Origin of the sequence: Rhizobium halophilum, from assembly GCF_021648825.1 — a bacterium.
Taxonomy (GTDB): domain Bacteria; phylum Pseudomonadota; class Alphaproteobacteria; order Rhizobiales; family Rhizobiaceae; genus Neorhizobium; species Neorhizobium halophilum.
The window spans coordinates 260682-280707 of record NZ_JAKJHS010000001.1 but is presented as its reverse complement, the minus strand read 5'-3'; the positions used below and the strand labels follow the sequence as shown (position 1 = coordinate 280707).

Below are 20026 nucleotides of genomic sequence, written 5' to 3'. Positions count from 1 at the left end.
TTTGCCCATCGAACTCCCTATCCGTCCCTTAACGGCCGCGACGTTCGCGCCCTTCGGCGACGTCATCGAAGCCGATCCCTCAACGATGCGACTGATCAACGGCGGCACGACGGAGCGCTTCCATCGGCTCTCGGTTGCCGAGGCAGAGGGCGAGGGCGTCATCATCAGCCTCTTTCGGGGCCAGCCAAGGCGCTTTCCCTACGAGATCGCCATGATGGAGCGCCATCCCTTCGGCAGCCAGAGCTTTTCACCGCTCTCGGGGCGGCCCTTCCTCGTCGCCGTTGCCGAGGATGAGGATGGACGGCCCGGCCAGCCGCAGGTCTTCCTGGCAACCGGCCGCCAGGGCGTGAACTATCGCCGCAACGTCTGGCATCATCCGCTGATGGCGCTCGGCGATGTCAGCGATTTCCTCGTCGTCGACCGCGACCGGCCGGAAACGAACCTTGAAGAATTCGCCTACGAGACACCTTACCTGATCGAGGAGCCACGCCTATGACCGGCCTCACCACCCACGTCCTGGATACTGCACGCGGCGTCCCGGCACAGGGGCTGAAGATCGACCTTTACCGGCTCTCGGGCGGCGAGCGCGAGAAGGTGAAGAGCGTCGACACCAACGCCGACGGACGCGTTGATGGCGGCCCGATACTCGCCAACGATGCCTTCCAGACCGGCGAATACGAGCTTGTCTTCCACGCCGGTGATTACCTGCGCATGACGGGGCACAGCCTGCCGGAGCCCCCCTTCCTCGACGTCATTCCCATCCGCTTCGGCATCGCGGACACGACGGCGCATTATCACGTGCCGCTGCTTCTTTCGCCCTTCGGCTATTCCACTTACCGGGGCAGTTGAGCCGCGGGCATGGGGCTCGCAGAAACCTTTCGGAAACCATCGCGCGCCCATACTCCGCCGCGAGTCGATGAGAGGGCGAGATGGCGGGACCGAAACGCAAGACGGCACGCAAGGGCGGCGGGCGCAAGAAGCGCCCAGCAAGCAGCGGCGGCGGTTCCACCTGGATGTGGGGCCTCGCGCTCTTGGCAGTGGTTGGCGGCATTGCAGCCCATGACAACTCCGTCGAGCTGCAGCGTTTCGCGGCCTCCGTCATGGACGGAAAGCAGCCCGTCATCGCCTCCCGTGACGTTGCAAAAACTTCGGCGGAGCGCGGGTCGCGCAATTCGCAGTCAACAGCGCGGGATGTCCCGGTGCCGCAGCGCCCGGTCGGGCATGCCGAGCGCGAGAGCAAGAGATTAGCGCCGAACCAGCGCCATGACGGTATCCAGACGGCGGCCATCACTCCGCCGGCGCCGATCGGGAAGCCCGAGGCCGGTCGCCCGGCTGCCGTGACCCCTGCGGCCATCCGGCCGGACGCGCCGCAGATATCCGGTGGCCGTCACCAGACAAAGTTCTTCCTGTGCGGCACGGCCAAGCAGGATGACTGTGTTATCGCGGCTGACCGTTTCATGCTGAAGGGAGAGACGATCAGGATCGCCGGGATCGAGGTACCAGACATCAAGAAGCCGCGATGCGAAGCCGAACGGATCAAGGCAAGCGACGCGAAGCTTCGGGTGCGGGCCTTTCTTGATTCCGGCCCCTTCGACATCATCGCTGCCAGTGCCGGCGATGAAGACAGCGGTGGCCACAAGATCCGCGCCATCATGCGCAACGGTGTCTCGCTGTCGGATGTGCTCGTCCGTGAGGGCCTTGCCAGACGCCCCGGCTCCAGCGGCGGCTGGTGCTAGACATCCCTCAGCTTCGTGCGCGCTCCGGCACACGCCTTGCTACCTGCCGCTTGTCTGGAACCTTTCGACTCGCCGAAGATTCTGCCTGCGTAACAGCATTCAGGAGGATCTGACGATGAGCCACACCAACCGCGGACGCGCCCAGGATCGAGCCCGCGTCGCTGCCGGCCAGGACTACGAAGTCCGCTACGAAGCCGACAAGGAAGGCGTATCCAAGGCAGAGGTCAAGGACGCCGTGCACGACGTCGGCAACAGCCGAAGGAAGGTGGAGGCGAGGCTGGAAGAGGGCGAATAGCCTGAAGCCTACGGAGACGCGTCGGTTCCCTTACAAAGGCCCGCCTTCTCTCTCCATTTCATGCCGCGCGGCTCTTGCGAGGAACCCCGACCGCGTCATGCCTTGACGAGAAGCGAACGCATCGACCCTCTTCAGAACGTCCTCGGGCAACGTAACGTTGATGCGCACTGCCCGCGCCTCCGGCGTCTTCACCGAGACAAGGGTCGCGACACCGTCTCTGTTGGCGGGGTCGCGCATCACGAGTTCAAGGGGTGCAGGCTCCGGTAGTGCATCGCCATCCTCAAGCATGCCTTCGACGTGAAAAGACAGTGCCTCTTCGGCAAGATGTCTTGCCTCATCCAGCGTCACGCCAGCTGTGACGACGCCCGGGAAATCAGGAAACGATACACCGTAATCGCTGCCTTCTTCCTTGTGAATGAGGCCGATGTAGCTGGTCATGCTCGCCTCAGTTTCAGACCCGACTGTTTCTCGATACTTCGCAAGGTGCCGACCGGGATGTCGCGTTTCGGGTGAGGGATGGTGACACGGCCCGGCTTGAACGAGTGCTTCATCTGCACGTGGCTTCCCTTTCGGGCAACTTCACGCCAACCGTCTTTCTCAAGCGCGGCATAATGTCAGCACTCTTTAGCCGCGAAATATATACACACAACTACACATGCTCAAGTGTGCGGCTGGTTAGAACCGCGTCTCCGCGATCACGCTGCGGTCCACGGTGTGGATGTCGCGCTTGCCGCAGAGGGCCATGGTGACGTCCATTTCCTTGCGGATGATCTCCAGCGCCGTTGTCACGCCTGCCTTGCCCATGGCGCCCAGCCCGTAAAGATAGGGGCGGCCGATATAGGTGCCGCGGGCGCCGAGCGCCACGGCCTTCAGCACGTCCTGGCCGGAGCGGATGCCGCCGTCGAAATGGACCTCGATCTTGTCGCCGACGGCGTCGACGATGCGCGGTAGCATGCTGATCGATGACAGCGCGCCATCCAGTTGGCGTCCGCCGTGGTTGGACACGACGATCGCATCGGCACCGCTCTCGGCTGCAGCGCGCGCATCTTCCTCGTCCAGGATGCCCTTGAGGATCAGCTTGCCGCCCCAGCGCTCCTTGATCCAGGCCACATCCTTCCAGGACAGCTGCGGATCGAACTGTTCCGCCGTCCAGGACGAGAGCGAGGAGAGGTCGGAGACGTTCTTGGCGTGGCCGACGATGTTACCGAAGCCGCGGCGCTTGGTGCGCAGCATGTCCATGCACCAGAAGGGCTTGGTGGCCAGCTGTATGCCATGATGGACCGTCCACTTCGGCGGCGCGGATAGACCATTGCGCAGGTCCTTGTGGCGCTGGCCGAGGATCTGCAGGTCGAGCGTCAGCATCAGCGCCGAGCAGTTCGCGGCCTTTGCGCGATCGATCAGGTTGTTGATGAAGTCGCGGTCCTTCATCACGTAGAGCTGGAACCAGAAGGGCTTTGAGGTCACTGATGCTACGTCCTCGATCGAGCAGATCGACATGGTGGAGAGGGTGAAGGGAACGCCGAACTCCTCTGCCGCCTTGGCCGCCAGCATCTCACCGTCGGCGTGCTGCATGCCGCAAAGCCCGGTCGGCGCCAGCGCCACAGGCATGGATGTCTCCTGACCGACCATGGTGGTGGCAAGCGACCGGTTCGTCATGTCCACCAGCACGCGCTGGCGAAGCTTCACCTTGGCGAAGTCTTCCTCGTTGGCACGGTAAGTTTCTTCGGTCCAGGAGCCGCTGTCTGCGTAGTCGAAGAACATCTTCGGCACCCGGCGCCGCGCGCGCGTCTTCAGGTCGGCAATAGTCAGCGGCTTGGACATGATCGGAACTTCCTCCCCCGGCGCAGTCTCATCGTCAGCTAGCATGAGTCATTTGGAGACGTCAGCAAAAAAGACGCACCATGACGTTCAAAGTATGCAGAAGCCGAAGCGTTATGAACCAACGCCCCGCTTCATCGCCTTGCCCGCTACATAAGTCTCCGCCACCGCCCGGTCATCGCCCATGGTCTGCAGAAGGAAGAGCTCTTCCGGCAGGGTTGTCACGGCTTCCATTCTGAGCGCCATGGCCGGCGTCGCGCCCGCGTCCAGCACCACGAGGTCGGCGTCCGTGCCGACCTCCAGCGTTCCGATCCGGTCGATGAGCGATAGCGCCTCGGCGTTGCCGCGGGTCATCAGGTGGAAGCTGTCCAGCGGGTTTAGCCGCTCACCCAAGATCTGTTGGATCTTGTAGGCCTCATCCAGCGTGCGCAGCATGGAATAGCTCGATCCGCCGCCGATATCGGTCGCCACCGCCACCCGCACCGGCTTGTTCCGCCGGCGGATGGCGTTCAGCGGAAACAGGCCGGAGCCGATGAAGAGGTTGGATGTCGGGCAATGCACCGCCACCGAACCCGTTTCGCTCAAGACGTCGGCCTCGCGGTCGGAGAGGTGGATTGCGTGGCCGAGCAGGGTCTTTGCGCCAAGCAGCCCGTAGCGGGCGTAGATGTCGGTGTAGTCCTTCGCCTGCGGATAGAGTTCGCAGGTGTAACGGATCTCGTCGAGGTTCTCGGAGAGATGCGTCTGGATGTGGAGGTCCGGAAATTCCTGTGCCAGCGCCTGGGCGGCCTGCATCTGCTCCGGTGTGGAGGTAATGGCGAAGCGCGGCGTGATCGCGACGTAGTTGCGCCCCTTGCCATGCCATTCACCGATCACCGCACGCGTCTCGTCATAGCTCGTTTGTGGCGTGTCGAGCAGGCCCTGCGGGGCGTTGCGGTCCATCATCACCTTGCCGCCGACCATGCACATGCCGCGCTTCACGGCTTCAGCGAAATAGGCATCCGCGGAGGTCTTGTGGACCGAGCAATAGGCCGCAGCCGTCGTCGTGCCGTGGCGGATCATCTCGTCATAGAAGCGCGTCGCAATGCGCGCCGCATGATCTGATTCGACGAAGCGGCACTCCTCGTGAAACGTGTAGGTGTTCAGCCACTCCAGCAGGCTGCCGGCATAGGAGGCGATCACCTGCATCTGCGGGAAATGCAGGTGCGTGTCGATCAGTCCCGGCAGGACGAGATGCGGCCGGTGGTCGATCTCCTCGACATCCGCCGGCGCCGTTGCCTTCACCTGTGTATAGTTCCCGATCGCGGCAATCTTGCCTTCATCGACGAGCAGGCCGCCGTCATGCTCGTAGGTGTAGCTCTCGGTATCGGTCAGGCTCATCGGCGCCCGCTTGAAGGTCAGCAGTCGGCCGCGGATCAGGGTCTTCGTCATTGCGAAACTGTGCTTTCGTACCAGGCGGCGAGCAACTGACGCTCGTCGGCCGAGATCTCGGTGATGTTGCCGGGCGGCATGGCGTGGCTCCGGCCGGCCTGGATGTATATCTCGCGGGCGTGTGCAGCAATCTCCCGGTCGGTCTCCAGCTTCACGGCTTTCGGCGGGAAGTTCACGCCCTCCCAGACCGGTTCAGCCGCGTGGCACATGGAACAGCGCGACAGCACCACGTCGCGAGCGGCGTCGAAATGGGCGTTCGAGGCGAACTTCTGTTGCACCGGGGAAAGGGCTGCATTCTCGGTCTCGCCGGTCAGCACCTTGGGCACGGTCGAGAGCCACATGATGGCGATGAAGATGAGCAGCGTCACCAGCCAGGTCCAGGTTGGCTTGCCCTTCCGCGCATGGGTGGTGTTGAACCAGTGGCGGATGGTCACTCCCATCAGGAAGACCAGTGCCGCGATGATCCAGTTGAACTCCGTCGCGAACGCCAGCGGGTAATGGTTCGACAGCATGAAGAAGATGACGGGCAGCGTCAGGTAGTTGTTGTGCAGCGAGCGCTGCTTGGCGATCACCCCATATTTCGGATCGGGGGTTCGTCCGGCGATCAGGTCGGCCACAACGATTTTCTGGTTGGGGATGATGATGAAGAAAACGTTCGCCGACATGATGGTGGCGGTGAAGGCACCGAGATGCAGGAAGGCCGCCCTCCCTGTGAAGACCTGGGTATAGCCCCAGGCCATGGCCACCAGCACCGCGTAGAGGATCGCCATCAGGCCCCATGTGTTCTTGCCGATCGGCGACTTGCAGAGCTGGTCGTAGATGATCCAGCCGACGCCGAGCGAAGCGATGGAAATGCCGATCGCCTGCCACTGGGATAGCTCCATCACATGGCTGTCGATCAGGAAGAGGTCGGCGCCGGCATAGTAGACGATCGCCAGCATCAGGAAGCCGGAAAGCCAGGTCATGTAGCTTTCCCACTTGAACCAGGTCAGGTGCTCGGGCATCTGCGCCGGCGCCACCAGGTATTTCTGGATATGGTAGAAGCCGCCGCCATGCACCTGCCACTCCTCGCCATAGGCGCCGACCGGAAGGTGCGGCCGCTTCACCAGCCCGAGATCGAGCGCGATAAAGTAGAAGGACGAGCCGATCCAGGCGATGGCGGTGATCACGTGCAGCCAGCGTGCGGCGAACGACAGCCATTCCCAGGCCACGGCATATTCATACATTCGGCAATCCTCTGGAGCCCCTGTCTTCCGACTCGCCACATTGCGAAAAAACAGCGGGAGAGGGAAGGGCGGACCTCCGGAAAGAAGACGAACTAGTCCTGGAAATCCGGCATCTTCTTGCGCATGAAGTCGCGGAAGACGCGGATCTTGCGGGAATGGCGGCGCGCCTCCGGGTAAACAAGCCAGTAGTCCGAGCCATCGCTGGCGAGCAGGTCGAAGGGCTGGTACAGCCTTCCGAGGGCGACGTCGTCGGCATAGAATTCCGGCCTCAGAATCGCGATACCCTGTCCCGCGATCGCCGCAGCCGCGTGGAAATACTGGGCGCCGTATTGGCTTGCGGGAAACTTCGAGAGATCAACCTCTGCGAGCCCGGCACGTGAAAACCACAGGGGCCACCACTCGTCCTGCGGGTCGATGATCGGAAGTTTCAGCAGGTCTGCCGGTTGCCTGATGCCGCCGATGGTTTCAGCCAGCGCCGGGCTCAGCATCGGCGTGAAGTGACTTTTCATCAGGAAGTGTGACTTCAGCCCCGGCCAGACGCCCTTGCCGGAGCGGATCGCCACGTCTCCCTCCGTGCGCGCAAAGTCTATGACGGATTGTGAGGTTTCCAGCCGAACCGCGATCCCCGGGTTTTCGACCTGGAACGTGCCCAGGTGATTGGCGAGCCAGTGGGAGGCGAAGGTTGCCGTGGTGTGGATGGTTAGTGTCGCTTCCGACTGGTCGCGAATACCACCCAGCGCTTCCGCCAGCATGTCGAAAGCCTCCCCCACTTTCGGGGCCAGCCGCTCACCCACCTCCGTCAGCGCCACCTGTCGCGGGCGCCGCAGGAAGAGTGGTTCGCCCAGCGTGTCTTCCAGAAGCTTGATCTGGTAGCTGACCGCCGTCTGCGTCATCCCCAGTTCCAGCCCTGCCTTGGTAAAACTCCTCAAGCGCGCAGTCGCCTCGAAGACGTGCAGGGCATTGAGCGGGAATTGGCGCGACAGCTTCATGGATAAGTTCTCTTGATCCATACAGACGGTTGTTGAATTGGATCATGCCTGCATTGCCGTGCATCCTACGCCCACCAGACAATCGAATGGAAGTGGGTATTATGATGTCCTTTGCCCTGACCTCTCGCTGCGATGCACCTTGCAAGCCGGATCGTGGATGGTCCCTGTCGAGCCTATGGAAACGCCTCGCGCCGCAGCACCGGAGCATCAGCCGGGTTGATGCAGGCGATCTGACTGACGATGTGCTGCGCGACATTGGCCTGCGCGACGGGCGGCCGGTCTGCCGACCCATCGCCTGCAATTCAGCCTGGCAGGAAGCGATCCTGACCTACCCGCCGCGCAGCCTGTGAGCGGTGGGCGAGAATAAAACTGTCAGCAGTTCGGCGGCCACCATTGCGGCGATCACTTCCGGACGCTTGTCCCTGACCGTGTCGCCGCCGATCGGCAGGATTAGCCCGTCGATCAGGTCGGTGCCGGCGCCTTCGCGCTTCATCCAGTTGCCGAAGGTGGCGCGCTTGGTCTGCGAGCCGATCATGCCGACATAGGCAAGGTCGCGTCGGGCGAGCGCCTCCCGGGCGATCAGGAAGTCGAGCGCATGATCATGCGTCAGGATCACCGCAGCGCCCCCGGCGGAAATCTCGGCGACCATGGCCTCCGGTATGGCCACGTGCTTCCGCGTTACCTCTCGGGGTAACGCATCCAACGCATCGGCTCTCGTCTCCACCACGGTGACGGCGAGGGGCAGCGGGACCAGCGCCCTTGCAAGCGCAAGTCCCACATGGCCGGCGCCGAACAGGAAAACGGATGAATGAGCACGATCCTCCCGCTTCAGCCGTTGTTCAAGCTGCGCTATGATCGCCTCTGTCACCGGCTCGAACGAAAGCCGCATGCGGCCCCCGCAGCACTGGCCGATCTCCGGGCCAAGCGGGATGTCCATCACGGCATTGCCGCCCCCCGACAGAACCGCGCGGGCGTTGTCGATCGCCATGAACTCTAACTGACCGCCGCCGATCGTCCCCCAGATCGCATCCGTCGCCACCAGCATGGGCGTGCCCTGGTCACGCGGGGTCGATCCCCAAGCTTCGGTGATCTGCACCAGGACGCAATGCTGATGACTGGAAAGAAAGGCGGAAAGGGAGGCTTTTGGCATGGCTTGTTCGTCATAGCATGTGAAGCCGGCTGCTGCATCGGGTCTTCGCAGCTTCTTGTTCCGCCGGATGCCTGTCATGCTACAGTTTGCGCCGAACCACGGGGAGCACCATGAGCAGACGAACGTCCTCCATCCTATGGCTGCTGGTTGCGGCCTTTGCCGCGGCCATGTTCTTCGTCAACCCGCTGGCGGATGTCGCCGTCCGGTTCAGCCGCGAGGTGACCATCGGCAGCGGTGCCCTCTATGGCACGCTCCGCGTCGTCAACTCGCTGATGAGCGTTGCCAAGGATGCCGACATGACAGGTGGCGTCGGTGTTGCCTCGGTGACAGCCAGCCCAGGGCAGTTGCTGCAGCCCGTTACGAATACGATCGACCGGATGGCGGACCTCCTTTTCTATCTTGCGATTGCCTCCGGCATCCTTTCCCTTGTTCTCGTACCGGTAGCCAAGGCGGCCTCCGCCGTGCTTGCGCTCGGTGCAGCCGTCATTGCGATCCTGCTGTTGATCACTCGCTCCGTTCCGCCTGCCCTGGAGCGGATGTCGCGTTCCGCCGCAGTGCTTGGCATTCTCGGTGCGGTGCTGCTGCCTGCCTCCTACTCGCTCGCCTTTTACGCGGGCAACGCCATCACGGATGAGGCATGGGGGAATGCCACGCAGGTCTTTCACCGGATGGACGCGCAGTACGATCCAGCGGCGGTCGAGCAGCAGGTGGAGGCGCTGAGAAGCAATGAGCCGCCGGCTGTCGCGCCGCCGGCAGACCGGACACTCGAGCCCGGATTGCTGGACCGGCTCGGTTCAGCCGTCGATGCCTCACGCTCGGCGCTCACCGGCACGCTCGGTGCTGCCTCGGGCCTGGCACAGTCGGTCACCGGCGGGGTCACGGAGAATGCGCGCATCATCACCGAGGGCGTGGCAATCTCCGGGGACCTCTTCTCCGCCTCCATCGGCATCGCGGTCGCTTACCTGGTCAAACTCCTCGTACTGCCGCTGCTGATCCTGGCTGCATTCGTGTATCTCTTGCGTTCGGCGATTCGGTGAACAGGTGTCTCATCTTGGAATCGTTTCAAAAGCGCATTAGACTCTGAGGGAAGGGAGCATCGCCCTGCACCGGATGCTCTGATATTAATTCTCGTCTTCATTACATGGCACAGAACATCGACAACGATATTGCAATCATGCGGAGCGTTCCCACGGTCTCCAGCATTCTGGAGGTCGTGTGCCGTTCCACGGGCATGGGGTTTGCAGCAGTTGCACGCGTCACCGAAAGCCACTGGGTCGCTTGCCAGGTACTCGACAACATCGGTTTCGGTCTGGAACCCGGGGGCGAGTTGGACGTCGAAACGACACTTTGCCACGAGGTTCGCCAGGTCCGTGATGTTATCGTGATCGACAATGTCGCCGAAGATCCAATCTACTGCGATCATCACACGCCGCAGCTCTACGGCCTGCAGAGCTACATCTCAGTGCCGGTCATCCTGCCGGATGGACGCTTCTTCGGAACGTTGTGTGCAATCGATTCCAAGCCTGCCCAGCTAAGTGCGCCCCATAATCTGGCGATGTTTAAGCTCTTCGCGGAACTCATTGGCTTCCACTTTGACGCCGCGGAGAAACTGAAATCGGCGCATGCGAGCCTGATCGACTAGAAGACAGCGTCCGAACTGCGCGAGCAGTTCATTGCCGTTCTCGGCCATGACCTGCGCAATCCGATCGCCTCGATCGGCGGCGGGATCAACATCCTTTCGCGCGAACTGCAAAGTGAAAAGTCGAAACGTGTGCTGAACATATTGCGCGGCAGCGTGCTGAGAATGTCGGCGCTGATCGACAATGTCATGGATTTCGCCCGGGGCCGCTTGGGGGGCGGGATTGCGCTGACCCGCGATGGCGAAAGCCCACTTGCGCCGACGCTGGAGCAGGTTGTGTCGGAAATCCAATCGGGCCATCCCGAACGCAAGATCGTGGCCCAATACGATCTGGCAGACGTTGTTCCCGTTGACCACCAGCGCATCGCGCAGATGCTGTCCAATCTCCTCGGCAATGCCGTCACCCATGGCTCGCCAACAGAGCCGATCCGGGTCGATGCCTCCATCTCCGACGGGCTGTTGAAGCTTTCCGTAGCTAACTCGGGCGATCCGATCCCAGAACAGTCGTTGTCAAAGCTGTTCCAGCCTTTCAAGCGTGGTGAAGGCAGCTCAAGCCTGCAGGGGCTGGGGCTTGGCCTCTACATCGCCTCGCAAATTGCGGAAGCCCACGGCGGCAAGCTCGATGTTCAATCGGACGAAAGTGAGACGCGGTTCGTCTTCAGGATGCCGGTGGACGCTCACGCTGCGGCGATGGACTCGGCGCCATAGCGGGCCTTCGCTCAACTCCCCATCGGTTGAATTTTGAGGACTCCGACAACGGAAAGGCAAGCTCCTGCAGCTAGACTGCGCTGATGAGCCAGCTCACCGGGATCGTTGTTCTCGCATCTGCCGCCGCCTTCATCGGCGCGGGCGGCTATACGCTCCTGCCTCGCCAGGTTTATGACCCGGCCTGCACAATCAAGGGCAATATCTCCATCAATTCCGGCGAGCGCATCTACCATGTGCCGGGACAGGAGTATTACGCGCCCACCAAGATCAGCTACGAGCACGGCGAGCGCTGGGTCTGCTCGGAAGAGGAGGCGCGCCGCGCCGGGTGGCGCAAGGCGCGTCGCTAGCGTCACATCGCCTTCAGCCGCTCCACCGCCATCAGCACCCGTTCCGGCGTTGCCGGCGCGTCGAGCCGCGGGCAGACCTGGTAATCCGCGACGCTCGCGACCGCCATGGAAATCGCCTCCAGCACCGAAATCGCCAGCATGAAAGGCGGCTCGCCGACGGCCTTGGAACGGCCAATGGTCGGCTCGGCATTCTTTGACCACTCCGCCAGCTTCACGTTGAAGACCTTCGGCCGGTCGGAGGCGAGCGGGATCTTGTAGGTCGACGGCGCGTGCGTCCTGAGCCGCCCCTTGTCGTCCCACCACAGTTCCTCGGTCGTCAGCCAGCCCATGCCCTGCACGAAGCCGCCCTCGATCTGGCCGATGTCGATTGCCGGGTTGAGCGACCTGCCGACGTCGTGAAGGATGTCGGCGCGCTCCACCATGTATTCACCGGTCAGCGTGTCGATGGAGACTTCCGAAACAGATGCGCCATAGGCGTAGTAGTAGAAGGGACGGCCTCGGCCCGCCTCGCGGTCCCAGTGGATGTCCGGTGTCTTGTAGAAGCCGGCGGCGGAGAGATGGACGCGGTCGTAATAGGCTGCGCGCACCAGCGTGTCGAAGGGCACCACTTCGGTGCCGACCCGCACGCGGTTGGCTAAGAACTCGACCTCCTCGCGGGGCACCTCGAACTGGCGCATGGCAAAGTCGATCAGCCGCTCCTTGATCTGCCGTGCCGCGTCGAAGGCCGCCATGCCGTTCAAGTCGGACCCGGAGGAGGCGGCGGTCGCCGAGGTGTTTGGTACCTTGGCGGTCGTCGTTGCGGTGATCTTCACCCGCTCGATATCGACGTTGAAGGTATTGGCCACCACCTGCGCCACCTTGACGTAGAGGCCCTGGCCCATCTCTGTCCCGCCGTGGTTCAGGTGGATCGAGCCGTCCTGATAGATGTGGATGAGCGCGCCCGCCTGATTGTAGGCGGTCATGGTGAAGGAGATGCCGAACTTCACCGGCGTCAGCGCAATCCCCCTGCGGATGACCGGACTGTTCTCGTTGAAGTCGATGATCGCGTTGCGTCGCGCCTGGTAGTCGGAGGAGTGTTCCAGTTCCTCCACCACACGGGCGATGACATTGTCCTCGACCTCCTGGTGGTAAGGCGTCATGGTGCGGCCGGAGCCGGGCTGGCCGTAGAAGTTCAGCTTGCGGATCTCGAGCGGATCCTTGCCAAGCGCGTAAGCGATCTCCTCGATCACCCGTTCGGCGCCGAGCATGCCCTGCGGCCCGCCGAAGCCGCGAAAGGCGGTATTGGAGACAGTGTGTGTCTTCAATGGCTTCGAGGTCAGGTGGACATGCGGATAGAAATAGCTTGAATCTGCGTGGAAAAGAGCACGATCGGTGACCGGGCCGGACAGGTCGGCGCACCAGCCGCAGCGGGCGGCGTAGGTGGCGTCGAGCGCATGGATGCGGCCCTCGTCGTCGAAGGCGACGCCGTAGTCGACGCGGAAATCGTGGCGCTTGCCGGTGACAGCCATGTCCTCGTCACGGTCGGGGCGGAATTTGACGGCACGGCCGAGCTTCTTGGCTGCCACCGCCGCAAGGCAGGCAAAGTGGTTGCCCTGGGTTTCCTTGCCGCCGAAACCGCCGCCCATGCGGCGAATGTTGACCGTCACGGCATTGTTGGCGATGCCAAGTACATGCGCCACCATGTGCTGCACCTCGCTCGGATGCTGCGTGGAGGACCAGACGATCACGTCCTCGTCTTCGCCGGGCATGGCCATGGCGATCTGGCCTTCCAGGTAGAAATGCTCCTGGCCGCCGATCTCCATCCGGCCCTCGAGCCGGCGCGGCGCCTTGTCCATCTCGGATTGCGCGTGCCCGCGGACCAGCGTCATCGGCTTGACGACGAGCGGCGCGCCGTTTTCGACCGCGCCTTCGATATCGGTCCAGTGCGGCAGGTCGCGATATTCGATTTTCGCCAGCCGCGCTGCCCGGCGGGCCTGGTCGCGCGTCTCAGCGATCACCGCGAACATCGGCTGGCCGTGGAACTCGACCTTGTTCGTTGCCAGCAGCGGCTCGTCGTGTTGGCCGGTGGAGCCGACGTCGTTGAAGCCAGGAATGTCATCGGCCGTCATTACCCATACGACGCCGGGGGCTGCCTTCACAGCATCGAGGTCGACCGACAGGATTTCCGCATGGGCCCGGTCCGCCATGCCGAGGGCCGCATGCAGCGTATCCGCAGGCTCACGAATATCGTCGATATATTCCGCGGTTCCGGTGACGTGCTTGTGCGCAGAGTCATGCCGGATCGACGCGTGCATCGGCCCGTTGATCACGTTCTTCGGCTCGAAGGTCGCCTTGTCCATGTCACGCCTCCTCCAGTTCAAAGCGGCGCAATTCGGTCGGCGCACCGGCAGTTTCCAGGAAAAAGCGGGTCAGTAGGTTTTTTGCGGTGAGAGACCGGTACTGGGCCGTCGCCCGCCAGTCGGTGAGCGGTTGGTAGTCCTGGTCGAACAGGTCGCGGACGGCCGACACGGTCGCCCAGTTCCAGTCGGCGCCCGCCAGCGCCTCTTCCACATGGCGCGCCCGCTTCGGCGTCGCCGCCATGCCGCCGAAGGCGATGCGAGCCCGCTCGACGCGACCTTCCATGTCAAGCTCAATGTTGAAGGCGCCGCACAGCGCAGAAATGTCCTCGTCGCGGCGCTTGGAGATCTTGTAGACGGCAAAATACGCGTCTTCCCGCGGGCGGGGCACGAAGACCTTCTCGACAAACTCGCCGGCCATGCGATCCTGCTTACCGTAGGCGAGGAAGTAATCCTCCAGCGGCATCGTCCGTTTGCCGCTGTGGGAGCGCAGTGTCAGTTCAGCGCCGAGCGCAATCAGGGGAGGCGGCGTGTCGCCAATCGGGGAGCCATTGGCGATATTGCCGCCGATCGTGCCCATGTTGCGCACCTGGCCGCCGCCGATGCGATCGATCAGCCGCGCGATCTGTGGGATCTCTTCCGACAGCACCTCGAAGGCCTGCGTATAGGTGACACCGGCGCCGATGGTAATGCCCTTCTCATCGGCGCTGATCGACTGCAGTTCCGTCAGGTGATTGATGAAGACGACGGGGTCCAGCAGGCGCATCTGCTTCGTCACCCAGAGTCCGACGTCGGTGGAGCCCGCGACGATCGTCGCCTTCGGTTCGTCGGCGATGAAATCGGCAAAGGCCTGAAGATTTGCCGGGATGACGGATCGGGCCCCGTCCTTCTCCACGACGATGGTCTCGGGATGGGCGCGAATGTCCCAGAGCTTGGCGGCGATCTCGGTGCGGTCGCGCTCCAGCGGATCGAAGAGGGAGCTTGGCCGCTCCGCCGCCACCTGCTCGGCGGCTTTGACGATCGGCTCGTAGCCGGTGCAGCGACAGAGGTTCCCCTGCAGCGCGCTTTCGATCTCGGCGCGGGAGGGCGCGTCATTAGAGAGCCAAAGGCCATAGAGCGACATAACGAAGCCCGGCGTGCAGAAGCCGCATTGCGATCCGTGCTGGTCAACCATGGCCTGCTGCACCGGATGCAGCGTTCCATCCCTGGTGGCCAGGTGCTCCACGGTCACCACATGGGTTCCGTGCAGCGAGCCGAGGAAGCGGATGCAGGCGTTCACCGTCTCGTAGCGCAGGACCCCGTCGATCAGCCTGCCCACCAGCACCGTGCAGGCGCCGCAGTCGCCCTCGGCGCAGCCTTCCTTGGTCCCGGTCAGCTGGCGCTTCAGCCGCAGGTAATCCAGAAGCGTTTCCGTCGGGCCAAAGCCGCCAAGGGTTACGTCTTCGCCGTTGAGGATGAAGTGCATTGCAGCTGTCATTCAGTTTGTTCTCTTTATTGGGCGGTCCAGCCGCCATCGATCGAAATATGGGTGCCGGTGATCTGCCGCGCCGCGTCACTGGCCAGGAAGACGGCGGTGGCCGCCACTTCCTCGATAGAGACGAATTCCTTGGTCGCCTGTAGCCGCAGCATCACGTCCGTCTTCACCTGCTCTTCCGATATGCCGCGCTCACGCGCGGTGTCCGGGATCTGCTTCTCGACCAGCGGGGTCAATACGTAGCCGGGGCAGATCGCGTTGACCGTAATCCCGAATTCGGCAAGTTCCAAGGCAGCTGTCTTCGTAAGTCCTAAAATACCGTGTTTGGCGGCCACATAGGCGGATTTGAAGGGGGAGGCGACCAGCGCATGGGCAGAGGCGATGTTGATGATGCGGCCGCTCTTCTTGGCCTTCATAAGGGGGATCGCCCCCCGCATGGTGTGGAAGGAACTCGTCAGGTTGATGGCAATGATCTGGTCCCACTTCTCCGGCGGGAACTCCTCGATCTTGGCGACATGCTGGATGCCGGCATTGTTGACGAGGACGTCGACCGAGCCGAAGGTCTCCTTCGCCGTACCGATCAGGTTGCCGATCTCCTCCGGCTTCGTCATGTCGGCGCCGTGGTAGATCACCCGTCCGCCGCCGAGTACCTCCAGTTCGCGCCGCGCCGCCTCGATCTCGTCGGGGTTTCCGAAGCCGTTGATGACGACGTGACAGCCCTCGGCCGCAAAGGCCTTCGCGATGCCGAGCCCGATCCCGCTGGTGGAACCGGTGACGACGACTGTTCTGGACATGCCCGACCTCCCAATCCGTGGCTGTTGTGCACTGCACTGATTTGGCGAGGTTATGCGCAAATACCCGGCGCTGGCAATGAGGGCAGGCGCCTGCTGCGATTGTTGGCGCCGATCCTCGCAGATGCTATCGTCAGCGCGGGAGAAGGAGATGGCTGACATGGGACAGGCATCGAATGCAGGATTCCACACCCTTTCCGTCATAGGCCGATCGGTCACGGTCGCCGCGCTGGTGGCGATCGCCCCGACCGGCTTTTCGGCCGAGGCCGCAGAGCCGGTCACCGTTGCCACGGCAGGCTTCGACTTCATCGACACCTCGGGCGAAACGCGAGATCAGACCGCCGAGCACGACCGTCGCCTCCAGGCCCTCGACCGGACCATCCTCGACAGCCTTGCTGCGGAGAAGAACCTCAGGACGGTCCCGCTGGGTTGCGTGGAGAAATGCACTGTCGGAAGCGCCGGCGTCGAGGCGCTCTCCAGGCAGGCGGTAGAGGCCGGGGCGAGCCATCTGCTCATCGGTCAGGTGCGCAAGATGAGCACCCTGGTCGGCGGCGTGAAGTTCGCGGTCATCGACCTTGATACCAACAGGCCGACCTGTGACCGCTTTCTCAGCTACCGGGGCGATACGGACGAGGCATGGACGCGTGCCGCGGCTTATGCGGCGAAAGACGTGGTCGGGCACTGCCTTCCCTGAGCGGGCGCGCGTAAGGCAAAGGTTTGACGCGCGGGAGGCCTGTGATCTTCAGACGGTCAGCAAGGCCGGCGGGGCGATCCCGTCAGCTCCTGCCCGCCAGGAAGTCCATCGTGACCGCGTGCAGGGGCACCCCGGTGCTGCGGAAGGCGTCAATGTTGGCGATGGTGGTTTCTGCGATGGCCTCCAGGGCCTCGCGGGTGAAGAAGGCCTGGTGGCCAGTGATCAGCACGTTGGGGAAGGTCAGCAGCCGGGCAAAGACGTCGTCGCGCAGCACCGTGTTCGACAGGTCCTCGAAGAAGAGATCCGCTTCCTCTTCGTAGACGTCGAGGCCGAGGCTGCCGATCGTGCCGTCCTTCAAGCCGGCGATCGCCGCATGGGCGTCAATCACGGCGCCGCGGCTGGTGTTGATCAGCATGACGCCGGGCTTCAGAAGCGGCAGGGTGTCCTTGCGGATCAGGTGGTGCGTATCCGGGGTCCGAGGGCAGTTGAGGCTGAGGATGTCCGACCGCCGGAAGATTTCCTCGCGATCGACATAGGTCATGCCAAGCGCCTCGCAGTCCGGGTTGGGCTTGAGATCGTGGCCGAGGAGGCGGCAGCCGAAGCCAGCGGCGATGCGCGCCAGTACGGTCCCGATCTTGCCGGTGCCGATGATCCCCATAGTCTTGCCGTTAAGGTCGAAGCCGAGCAGGCCGTCGAGAGCGAAATTGCCCTCGCGGACGCGGTTGTAGGCCCGGTGGATCTTGCGGTTGAGCGCCAGGATGATCGCGATCGTGTGTTCGGCGACCGCATGTGGGGAATAAGCCGGGACACGGGCGATTCTCAATCCCAGGCGGTCGGCCGCAACCAGATCGACATGATTGAAGCCTGCGCTGCGCAGTGCAACCAGCCGCACACCATAACCTGCGAGGCGTTCCAGCACCGGCTCGGAAAGGTTGTCGTTGACGAAAGCGCAAATCGCCCCCGAGCCTTCGGCAAGGGTGACGGTTTCCAGGGAGAGACGTGACTCGCAATATTGGGGATCAAGGCCCTGGCTGGCGCTCCGGTCCAGAAACAGCCGATCATACGGCTTCGTGCTGAAGACGGTGACTTGCATGGGGCCCTCTATGGTCTTGCTTTCCTACGGAGGGAACGATGTCACGCGGCTCTTGTCAGGTCCAGCAGCCGGCGTGATGCCGGCTGCTGAGGAGCAGGCTAATTCTGCTCACCCGATTGGTTGTCCTCCACGGCCGCTTCCGGCTGGACGGCCGGCGCAATCTGCTGCTGGGCCGGTTGCGTCACCGTTTCACCATCGGTGGCTTCGCCACCGGTAGCCGCGCCGTTTGGCGTCTCGGAAGTCGAGGCGGGCGGCGTTTGACCGTTGGCCGGAGCGGGTTCAGCCGGAATGACGCCCGGCGGATTGGCATCCGCCGGCAGGCGGCCTGTGGTTCCGGCCGCGCCCGAGGGAGCGGGGGCTGCGCCTGCATCCGGCCCGCTGCCAGCCTCTGGTGCGGGCGCAACGACACCGGGCGGAAGATCCTCTGACGTCGTTCCTGCAGCATTGGAAGGCGACTGGTCCGTTGCAATTGGTTGCGGAATGGTGGTGCCGTCAGCAGGTGCAACGCGCCAAACGGTGTTGCCGGCATCATCGGCCACGAGGAGGGCTCCGGTGCCGTCAATACCGACGCCAACGGGCCGGCCGCGAGCGCTGTCCCCGTCGAGGAAACCGGTCACCATGTCGACCGGCATACCCGCCGGGCGGCCGTTCTCGAAGGGGATGTAGATCACCTTGTAGCCGTTGAAGTTGGTGCGGTTCCAGCTGCCGTGCTCGCCGACGAAAGCGCCGTTGGCGAACGGCTCCGGCATGGCGGATCCCATGGAGAACGTCATGCCGAGGGCGGCGACGTGGCTCGACAGGGAATAGTCGGGCGCGATGGACTGCTCCACCATGTCGGGCCGTGGCGGGTGGACGCGCTCGTCGACATGATCGCCGAAATAACTCCACGGCCAACCATAGAAGGCGCCGTCCTGTACCGACGTCATGTAGTCCGGCACCAGATTCGGCCCGAGCTCGTCGCGCTCGTTGACGACCGTCCACAAGACGCCCGTTTCCGGGTGGAAGGTCAGGCCGTTGGGGTTGCGCAGACCTGATGCGAAGATGCGGGCGGCGCCGGTCTCCCGGTCGACCTGCCAGATCGCCGCGCGTCCCTTCTCCGCCTCCATGCCGCGCTCGGCAGCGTTGGAATTGGAGCCGACGGAAGCGTAGAGGAACCGTCCGTCTGGGCTGAGCGCCAGATCCTTCGTCCAGTGGTGATTGATCGGGCCGCCAGGCAGTGGTGTCAGGACCCGAGGATCTTCCGAGATCTCATTCTGCCCGAGCTCATAGGGATAGGCCAGAATAGCATCGGCGGCCGCGACATAGAGCGTATTGTCGGCGAAGGCGACGCCGAAGGGCGAGTTCAGGCCGGTCAGCAGGTCGTGGCGCTCGTCGACGGTACCGTCCCGGTCGCTGTCGCGCAGCAGAGTGATCAGGTTGCTTTCCTTCTGTGGACCGTCGTCTCCGCCTTTGGAAAGCGACATGATCCAGCCGCGGATATAGTCTTTCGGTCTCTCCAGTGGTTTTCCGGCGGGTGCCTTCCCCTGAACCACCAGCACGTCACCGTTCGGCAGGGTGTGAACAGTGCGGGGATTGGCCAACTCGGCGGCATAGGCGCTGACGCTGAAACCTTCCGGCACGGTCGGCGTCTCGCCCTCCTGCCAGCCGACGACCTCAGCCACCTTGAGGTCCGGCAGAAGCTGGTTTTGCGGTTCCGGCAAAACCGGATCAGGTCCGATTTGCGTTGAAACGTCAAAATTGTCACCCTCATCGCTGCAGCCGGCAAGCGCCAGGATGATCACCGCGGTAGAGGCGAGGGCGGAGGTGCGGAAAAAGCGGTTCATCGTTCAACACTCCAGATGATGCGGGACCGTCTGCGGGCGGCAAGGAGGATCGTCACCAGGATCATGGCAACCGTAACAGCAGAGACGATCAACCCGTTCGGTACCACCGCCGTCCACCCATCGCCGGCATGGATGAAGGAGTTCAGAAGGCCGAGGGCCAGGACAACGAGGTATGCGATTGCAGCGGCCCAGCCGGGTCCGACGATCCGGGTCGAGCGGCGCGCCATGTCGATGGCGCCGGCAACAACGCCGATCCCGCCCATGACGAGGCCCGCAAAAAGCAGCCAGGCGGAGAAGTTCTGCCACATCAGATAGGACGTCTGCCAGTAGGTGATGTCGGTCACAAGTGCCAGCGTGAAGCAGACGAAGGGGAAGGGGACGAAGAGGGAGCGAAGGGGAAAACCCGCCCTCCCGGTCGTCGTCGTGGCGTAGGTTGTTGTCATGGCAGCCTCGGTGTCTGGAGAGCGTCGGTCACTCCA

The 20026-nt window shown here is 63.2% G+C and carries 22 protein-coding genes and 1 pseudogene; 10 read left to right on the top strand and 13 right to left on the bottom strand.

Features of this window, described 5'->3' with window-relative positions; all coding sequences use genetic code 11:
* Position 1: 1 nt before the first annotated feature.
* The 4 genes from LXM96_RS01465 (at position 2) to LXM96_RS01450 (ending at position 2031) form a co-directional block, all read left to right on the top strand.
* The gene (locus LXM96_RS01465) at positions 2-496 is read left to right on the top strand and encodes an ureidoglycolate lyase (protein WP_239996455.1); all 495 of its coding nucleotides are present in this window, start codon (positions 2-4) and stop codon (positions 494-496) included.
* Positions 493-849 (top strand): hydroxyisourate hydrolase, encoded by a 357-nt coding sequence (uraH, locus tag LXM96_RS01460; protein ID WP_239996454.1) that lies wholly within the window; start codon positions 493-495, stop codon positions 847-849. The genes LXM96_RS01465 and uraH overlap by 4 nt, the downstream gene beginning before the upstream one ends.
* Before the next feature lie 80 nt (positions 850-929).
* A complete protein-coding gene (locus LXM96_RS01455; RefSeq protein WP_239996453.1) occupies positions 930-1736 on the top strand; it encodes a hypothetical protein in 807 nt (268 codons plus the stop codon).
* 115 nt (positions 1737-1851) lie between these two features.
* A complete protein-coding gene (locus tag LXM96_RS01450; RefSeq protein ID WP_394801865.1) occupies positions 1852-2031 on the top strand; it encodes a DUF3606 domain-containing protein in 180 nt (59 codons plus the stop codon).
* Between the two features lie 30 nt (positions 2032-2061).
* Here the strand turns inward: LXM96_RS01450 and LXM96_RS01445 are convergent, their stop codons facing one another.
* The 6 genes and pseudogenes from LXM96_RS01445 to LXM96_RS01420 form a co-directional block, all read right to left on the bottom strand.
* Positions 2062-2469, bottom strand: coding sequence for a type II toxin-antitoxin system HicB family antitoxin (locus tag LXM96_RS01445; protein ID WP_239996451.1), 408 nt, complete (start codon positions 2467-2469; stop codon positions 2062-2064).
* Positions 2466-2641 (bottom strand): annotated as a pseudogene (locus tag LXM96_RS01440) (type II toxin-antitoxin system HicA family toxin); the annotation flags it as partial. The gene LXM96_RS01445 and the pseudogene LXM96_RS01440, both read right to left, overlap by 4 nt.
* 65 nt (positions 2642-2706) lie before the next feature.
* Positions 2707-3852: an alpha-hydroxy acid oxidase gene (locus tag LXM96_RS01435; RefSeq protein WP_239996450.1), complete on the bottom strand. Its 1146-nt coding sequence runs from the start codon at positions 3850-3852 to the stop codon at positions 2707-2709.
* A 111-nt stretch (positions 3853-3963) separates the two neighbouring features.
* Positions 3964-5277 (bottom strand): guanine deaminase, encoded by a 1314-nt coding sequence (gene guaD, locus LXM96_RS01430; RefSeq protein ID WP_239996448.1) that lies wholly within the window; start codon positions 5275-5277, stop codon positions 3964-3966.
* A complete protein-coding gene (gene puuD / locus LXM96_RS01425) occupies positions 5274-6503 on the bottom strand; it encodes a urate hydroxylase PuuD (RefSeq protein ID WP_239996447.1) in 1230 nt (409 codons plus the stop codon). The genes guaD and puuD overlap by 4 nt, the downstream gene beginning before the upstream one ends.
* Before the next feature lie 92 nt (positions 6504-6595).
* Positions 6596-7492, bottom strand: a complete 897-nt coding sequence (locus LXM96_RS01420) for a LysR substrate-binding domain-containing protein (protein ID WP_239996446.1) — start codon at positions 7490-7492, stop codon at positions 6596-6598.
* A gap of 101 nt (positions 7493-7593) precedes the next feature.
* On the opposite strand from LXM96_RS01420, the gene LXM96_RS01415 reads away from it, so the two are divergent.
* Entirely contained in the window at positions 7594-7842 is a 249-nt protein-coding gene (locus tag LXM96_RS01415; RefSeq protein ID WP_239996443.1) for a hypothetical protein, read from the top strand.
* Here LXM96_RS01415 and xdhC read toward each other — a convergent pair.
* Positions 7821-8642, bottom strand: coding sequence for a xanthine dehydrogenase accessory protein XdhC (xdhC, locus tag LXM96_RS01410; RefSeq protein ID WP_239996442.1), 822 nt, complete (start codon positions 8640-8642; stop codon positions 7821-7823). The genes LXM96_RS01415 and xdhC overlap by 22 nt on opposite strands.
* A gap of 110 nt (positions 8643-8752) precedes the next feature.
* Here xdhC and LXM96_RS01405 point away from each other — a divergent pair, with 110 nt between their 5' ends.
* The 4 genes from LXM96_RS01405 (at position 8753) to LXM96_RS01390 (ending at position 11336) form a co-directional block, all read left to right on the top strand.
* Positions 8753-9679, top strand: coding sequence for a hypothetical protein (locus tag LXM96_RS01405; protein WP_239996441.1), 927 nt, complete (start codon positions 8753-8755; stop codon positions 9677-9679).
* Positions 9680-9783: 104 nt separating this feature from the next.
* Positions 9784-10284 (top strand): GAF domain-containing protein, encoded by a 501-nt coding sequence (locus LXM96_RS01400; protein ID WP_239996440.1) that lies wholly within the window; start codon positions 9784-9786, stop codon positions 10282-10284.
* A 15-nt stretch (positions 10285-10299) separates the two neighbouring features.
* Positions 10300-10989: a sensor histidine kinase gene (locus tag LXM96_RS01395; protein ID WP_262913479.1), complete on the top strand. Its 690-nt coding sequence runs from the start codon at positions 10300-10302 to the stop codon at positions 10987-10989.
* A gap of 83 nt (positions 10990-11072) precedes the next feature.
* Positions 11073-11336, top strand: coding sequence for a sunset domain-containing protein (locus tag LXM96_RS01390; RefSeq protein WP_239996438.1), 264 nt, complete (start codon positions 11073-11075; stop codon positions 11334-11336).
* A 2-nt stretch (positions 11337-11338) separates the two neighbouring features.
* Here the strand turns inward: LXM96_RS01390 and xdhB are convergent, their stop codons facing one another.
* Genes xdhB through LXM96_RS01375 form a run of 3 tightly spaced genes read right to left on the bottom strand, consistent with a single transcriptional unit; the run spans position 11339 to position 15940 of the window.
* Positions 11339-13675 (bottom strand): xanthine dehydrogenase molybdopterin binding subunit, encoded by a 2337-nt coding sequence (gene xdhB, locus LXM96_RS01385; protein ID WP_239996436.1) that lies wholly within the window; start codon positions 13673-13675, stop codon positions 11339-11341.
* 1 nt (position 13676) lies between these two features.
* On the bottom strand, positions 13677-15149 hold the full coding sequence (gene xdhA / locus LXM96_RS01380) for a xanthine dehydrogenase small subunit (RefSeq protein WP_239996434.1): 1473 nt from the start codon (positions 15147-15149) through the stop codon (positions 13677-13679).
* Between the two features lie 14 nt (positions 15150-15163).
* Positions 15164-15940 (bottom strand): 3-hydroxybutyrate dehydrogenase, encoded by a 777-nt coding sequence (locus LXM96_RS01375; RefSeq protein ID WP_239996433.1) that lies wholly within the window; start codon positions 15938-15940, stop codon positions 15164-15166.
* Between the two features lie 148 nt (positions 15941-16088).
* Here LXM96_RS01375 and LXM96_RS01370 point away from each other — a divergent pair, with 148 nt between their 5' ends.
* Positions 16089-16631, top strand: a complete 543-nt coding sequence (locus LXM96_RS01370; RefSeq protein ID WP_239996431.1) for a DUF2380 domain-containing protein — start codon at positions 16089-16091, stop codon at positions 16629-16631.
* Between the two features lie 82 nt (positions 16632-16713).
* On the opposite strand, the gene LXM96_RS01365 is transcribed toward LXM96_RS01370, so the two are convergent.
* The 3 genes from LXM96_RS01365 to LXM96_RS01355 all read right to left on the bottom strand — a co-directional run bounded on the left by LXM96_RS01365 (position 16714) and on the right by LXM96_RS01355 (position 19990).
* Positions 16714-17724 carry a 2-hydroxyacid dehydrogenase gene (locus LXM96_RS01365; RefSeq protein WP_239996429.1) on the bottom strand — a complete coding sequence of 337 codons (1011 nt, stop codon included), beginning with the start codon at positions 17722-17724 and terminating at the stop codon, positions 16714-16716.
* Positions 17725-17822: 98 nt separating this feature from the next.
* Entirely contained in the window at positions 17823-19547 is a 1725-nt protein-coding gene (locus LXM96_RS01360) for a PQQ-dependent sugar dehydrogenase (RefSeq protein WP_239996428.1), read from the bottom strand.
* Positions 19544-19990, bottom strand: a complete 447-nt coding sequence (locus tag LXM96_RS01355) for a DUF2231 domain-containing protein (RefSeq protein WP_239996427.1) — start codon at positions 19988-19990, stop codon at positions 19544-19546. The genes LXM96_RS01360 and LXM96_RS01355 overlap by 4 nt, the downstream gene beginning before the upstream one ends.
* Positions 19991-20026: the final 36 nt, after the last annotated feature.